5 protein-coding genes and 1 pseudogene are annotated in these 4859 nt (G+C 46.5%); all 6 read left to right on the plus strand.

Annotated features, from left to right (window positions below):
* Positions 1 to 528 carry a diaminobutyrate acetyltransferase gene (gene ectA, locus BZG79_RS11705; protein WP_028569742.1) on the plus strand — a complete coding sequence of 176 codons (528 nt, stop codon included), beginning with the start codon at positions 1 to 3 and terminating at the stop codon, positions 526 to 528.
* Between the two features lie 11 nt (positions 529 to 539).
* Complete coding sequence (gene ectB, locus BZG79_RS11710) at positions 540 to 1817, plus strand: diaminobutyrate--2-oxoglutarate transaminase (RefSeq protein ID WP_077774465.1); 1278 nt, start codon at positions 540 to 542, stop codon at positions 1815 to 1817.
* A 35-nt stretch (positions 1818 to 1852) separates the two neighbouring features.
* The gene (locus BZG79_RS11715) at positions 1853 to 2242 is read left to right on the plus strand and encodes an ectoine synthase (protein WP_021024031.1); all 390 of its coding nucleotides are present in this window, start codon (positions 1853 to 1855) and stop codon (positions 2240 to 2242) included.
* A 76-nt stretch (positions 2243 to 2318) separates the two neighbouring features.
* On the plus strand, positions 2319 to 3746 hold the full coding sequence (locus BZG79_RS11720) for an aspartate kinase (RefSeq protein ID WP_021024030.1): 1428 nt from the start codon (positions 2319 to 2321) through the stop codon (positions 3744 to 3746).
* A gap of 182 nt (positions 3747 to 3928) precedes the next feature.
* Positions 3929 to 4564 carry a LysE family translocator gene (locus BZG79_RS11725; protein ID WP_077774466.1) on the plus strand — a complete coding sequence of 212 codons (636 nt, stop codon included), beginning with the start codon at positions 3929 to 3931 and terminating at the stop codon, positions 4562 to 4564.
* 118 nt (positions 4565 to 4682) lie between these two features.
* A pseudogene (locus BZG79_RS16710) lies at positions 4683 to 4859 on the plus strand (hydrolase); the annotation flags it as partial.

The following is a 4859-nucleotide window of genomic DNA, read 5'->3' on the forward strand; positions in this document are numbered from 1 at the left end:
GTGCTGGATTCTGAAGTACTCGACCGTAAACAGACAAAATCTAACACGCAGTTCGTGTTTCGTAAGCCTGCCATCGGCGATGGTGGCAACATTTATCGACTAATCACGCAATGCCCGCCGCTAGACGTGAACTCCGCTTACTGTAATTTTTTACAGGCGACGCATTTTAAAGAAACGTGTGTTGTTGCAGAGCGAGAAGGCGATGTGCAGGGCTTCATCTCCGGTTATATCCGCCCTGAGCAGCCAGATACCTTTTTCGTCTGGCAAGTTGCGGTGTCGCCAAAAGCACGTGGTGAGGGGCTTGCCCTATCGATGATTGAGGCGCTACTGGCTCGCAAAGTCGCGCAAAACGTTCACTTCATCGAAACCACAATCACAGAAGACAACGCCGGTTCTTGGGCGCTGTTTAAAAAGGTAGACCGCCTCTATGGCTCTGGTGGTCAACGCTCGGTGTTCCTTGATGAACAAGAGCATTTCAACGGTGAGCACGACACCGAATACCTTTTCCGAATTCCACTCAAAAAATAACAGGATGAGTTATGGATATCTTTAAGTCGCAGGAATCAAATGTTCAATGTTATGCCAACAACTTTCCCGTTGTATTTGAGAGCGCAAAAGGCTGTTGGATGACTGACGTGGATGGTAAGCGCTACCTTGATTTTCTAGCCGGCGCTGGTTCACTGAACTATGGACACAATAATCCGACGCTGAAAAAAGCGCTGATCGAGTATATCGAGAAAGACGGCATTACACACGGCCTAGACATGTATACAGAGGCGAAAGCACGCTTTCTCGAAGTATTTAAAAATCACATCTTGGCCCCACGTGGTTTGGACTACAAGTTCCAATTCACAGGCCCTACTGGTACCAACGCTGTGGAAGCGGCAATGAAGCTAGCTCGCAAAGTGACTGGGCGTTCAAACATTGTTTCTTTTACTAATGGTTTCCACGGTTGTACTTATGGTGCACTCGCGGTGACAGGTAACCATCACCATCGTGGTGGCGGCGGTATTCCAGTCAATAATTCAGTCACGCGTATTCCGTATGACGGCTATGCAAACGTTGATGGTCTCACCTTGTTTGAGACGATGCTTAATGACGCTTCAAGCGGGTTAACCGGTGGTGATAAACCTGCCGCTGTATTACTTGAGGTCGTTCAAGGTGAAGGTGGCTTAAATGCCGCATCTAATGAATGGTTACAACGCTTACAAACTATCTGTAAAGCACACGATATCCTGGTGATTGTCGATGATATTCAAGCAGGTTGTGGGCGTACGGGGACTTTCTTTAGCTTTGAGCCTTCAGGCATCAACCCTGATATTGTGACCTTGTCCAAATCAATTGGTGGTTACGGCTTACCTATGGCAGTCGTTCTACTCAAACCTGAGCTAGATCAATGGGCACCGGGTGAGCATAACGGTACATTCCGTGGTAACAACCATGCCTTTGTGACCGCTGCCGAAGCCATCGAAACCTATTGGCTAGATGATCAGTTCCAAACCCATATTCAAGCGCGTGCGGATCAGCTCAACAAAGTCCTGCAAGATATGCTTGCTAAAAATAGCGACTTATTTGAGATCATCAAAGGACGAGGATTGATGCAGGGTATTGCCTGTAAGAACGGTGATATTGCCGACGACATAACCAGCTTGTGCTTTGATAATGGCATGATCATCGAAACAGCCGGCCCAGAAGACGAAGTGRTTAAATTCTTCTCTCCGCTGACCGTCAGTGAAGCTGAAATGGAGAAAGGCTTACAAATTTTCGTTAAGTCCGTTGAGCAGTACAAGAAAGAGAAGCTCAAAAAAGCATCATAAAGACATAACGAATAGACAAATAATAAGGAACAATCATGATTGTCCGCACATTAGAAGAATGTCAAAACAGTGATCGCCGCGTGGTCGCAGAAAATTGGGAAAGCGTACGCATGTTGCTACGTGATGATAACATGGGATTTTCATTCCATATCACCACCATTTATGCGAACACAGACACGCATATCCATTATCAGAATCATCTAGAATCAGTCTATTGCATGTCTGGTGAGGGTGAGATTGAAACGACTGACGATGGCAAGGTTTATCCAATCAAGCCCGGCACGCTGTATATTCTAGATAAACATGACGAGCACCAGCTACGCGCAAATAAAGGTGTTGATATGGTCATGGCCTGTGTGTTCAACCCGCCCATCACAGGGAAAGAGACACACGATGAAAACGGTGTTTATCCATTAGTCGATTAACCGTCAAGGGGCAGCGGGATGCTGCCCCTGTAAACCCAATCGACCTTTTTGTTCATAAAGCCCACAAGGAGCTCACATGAATCATACCGTTGAAAAGATCGGCGGTACGTCGATGTCAGCCTATGACGCTGTCATGGATAACATCTTTTTGTACCCGTCAAACCCATATAACCGAATTTTTGTTGTTTCTGCTTACGCTGGCATCACGGATGCATTGCTGGAGTGTAAGCGTTCGGGTAAACCAGGCATTTATCGCTTACTCGCCGCGAACAACCCAAAATGGCGCGATGCGATGGATGAGCTAGAACAGCGTATGCTATTGATTAATAGCAACATGTTCCCTGACCCTGTTTTTCGTGAGCGTGCCGATAATTTTATTCGCCAGCGAATGGAAAAAGCGCATAGCTGTATCGAAGGCATACTCGAAACCTGTAACTATGGGCAGTTTTCTCTGGAAAGCTATTTGCCGCAAGTCCGTGAGTTCCTGTCGTCAATTGGTGAAGCACATAGTGCACATAACTCGACGCTGCTCCTCGAAAGTGTTGGCATCAACTCACGATTTGTCGACCTGTCTGGCTGGGACAATCCGGATGAAGGTAAAGGTGATCTCAATACAGTCATCGCCAATGCGATGGACGACATTGATTTCAGCAATGAGCTGCCCATCGTTACCGGCTACGTCTACTGTGATGAAGGTCTGATGAAGACCTACGACCGCGGCTACAGTGAAATGACCTTTAGCCGAATTGCAGTGCTGACCAAGGCAAGCAGCGCAGTGATTCATAAAGAATACCATTTGAGCAGTGCAGACCCCCGCATTGTCGGCCCTGAACGTGTACAGCCAATGGGCCTCAGCAACTACGATGTGGCTGACCAACTGGCAAACCTTGGTATGGAAGCGATTCATCCTAACGCGGCCTCTGGCATGCGCGCTGTAGGTATTGAACTGGTCGTTAAAAATACCTTTGAACCTGAGCATGCTGGTACGGTGATCTCTCACAAATACCGTCCAAAGGACAATGAGATCGAAATCATTGCTGGCCGTGACAAAGTGCTTGCGCTACACATTTTTGACCAATCAATGGTCGGACATTGTGATCAAGTCAGTTACGACGTGATGGAAATCATTCGTGAAGAGAACGTTCAGCTAATCAGTAAAGAGATGAACGCTAACTCCATTACTTACTACTTAGATGGTAAGACCGCGAGCCAAGATAAGGTCATCAATCGGGTTGAAAAGCTATATCCAAAAGCGAAGATTACCGGTGAAATGGTCGCACTGATTTCTGTTATCGGCAGCCGTATTGACTCAAACCAAACAATGAGTAAAGGGATGCTTGCGCTACTTGATGCGGAGATCAATCCTAAAGCGGCTCACTCTTCAATGCGCGATGTGGATGTGCAATACGTTGTCCTTGATAAGTATTACCATGCCGCTATCTGTGCATTACACGCTTGCTTTATTGAAAAGCCCGCACCAAAACCGACAGTGCGTGCTGCATAACCTAGCAGCAACACATTGTGAGTTTGAAAATGCCTCCAACCTGGGGGCATTTTTATGCGCATTTTTCGCGTAGTTGGGCAAGCTTACCCTTATAAACCACCAGCCTAATGTTTAATCATTATTGATAATGCCTAGATAGAAGGTAAAATGCCGCACTTTATTTGGTTAAGTGTTCTTCGTTTATGATCGACCCTAATTTGCTTCCTGTTTACTTAACAGCCGTTGCCGCGTTGTTATTCGTCCCCGGGCCAGATATGTTATTGATTATTAGCGCGAGTCTTAGCTATGGTCGACGGGTCGGTGTTGCCGCGAGTTTAGGCAACGCTACCTCTGGACTGATTCTTACCGTATTAGCGGCCACTGGCGTTTCAGCCGTGATTGCAATGTCTCCGATTGCGTTAACGGTTCTCCAGTATGTTGGTGCAGCGTATCTACTCAAAATGAGTATTGATACGTGGAGAGCATCACCTGCTGAAAGCGAAGCGGTACAGTATCAACAAAAAATGGGGCGCTATCTCTATAAGCGTGCCGTGATGACGAACCTGCTCAACCCTAAAGCGTTACTCTTTTTTGTTTTATTCTTACCGCAGTTTATCTCACAGCAGATACAAGCATCATCGAGCACTCAGCTATTAACGCTCGGCCTTCTACTTAATGCACTCGGACTTGCGTTTAATATCATACTGGTTGCGATCGTAGGTAAACTTGGCAAGCAGATGCTGACCAACACTCGCATTCAAAGCTATCAACACAAAATTATGGCCATCGTCTTTGCATTATTGGCTATTTGGCTTTTTACTCAGCAGTTGTCTGTATAGCGAGCTCCGCAGCGAAGCGGTAAGCCTGCAAAGATGGAAATCCAGCAATCACAAAACGTGAACTTAGACATCAAACTTTGTCATAATGGTCGCTCAACTATCAATAGGAGAACGTGTAATGGATGAAAACACCGCCACGCTACTTAACTTGCGTGTTATAGAAGTTGGCGATTATCAACCCTTAGCAGAGTTGATGGACCTCGTCTTTCCGGATGTCGGCGGTGCTTGGCCAAAAAGCACGATCATGCAACTGGTAACGGCCTTCCCTGATGGCCAGATATGCATTGAAGATAAC

It is taken from the genome of Salinivibrio sp. MA427 (genome assembly GCF_001996115.1).
Lineage (GTDB): Bacteria > Pseudomonadota > Gammaproteobacteria > Enterobacterales > Vibrionaceae > Salinivibrio > Salinivibrio costicola.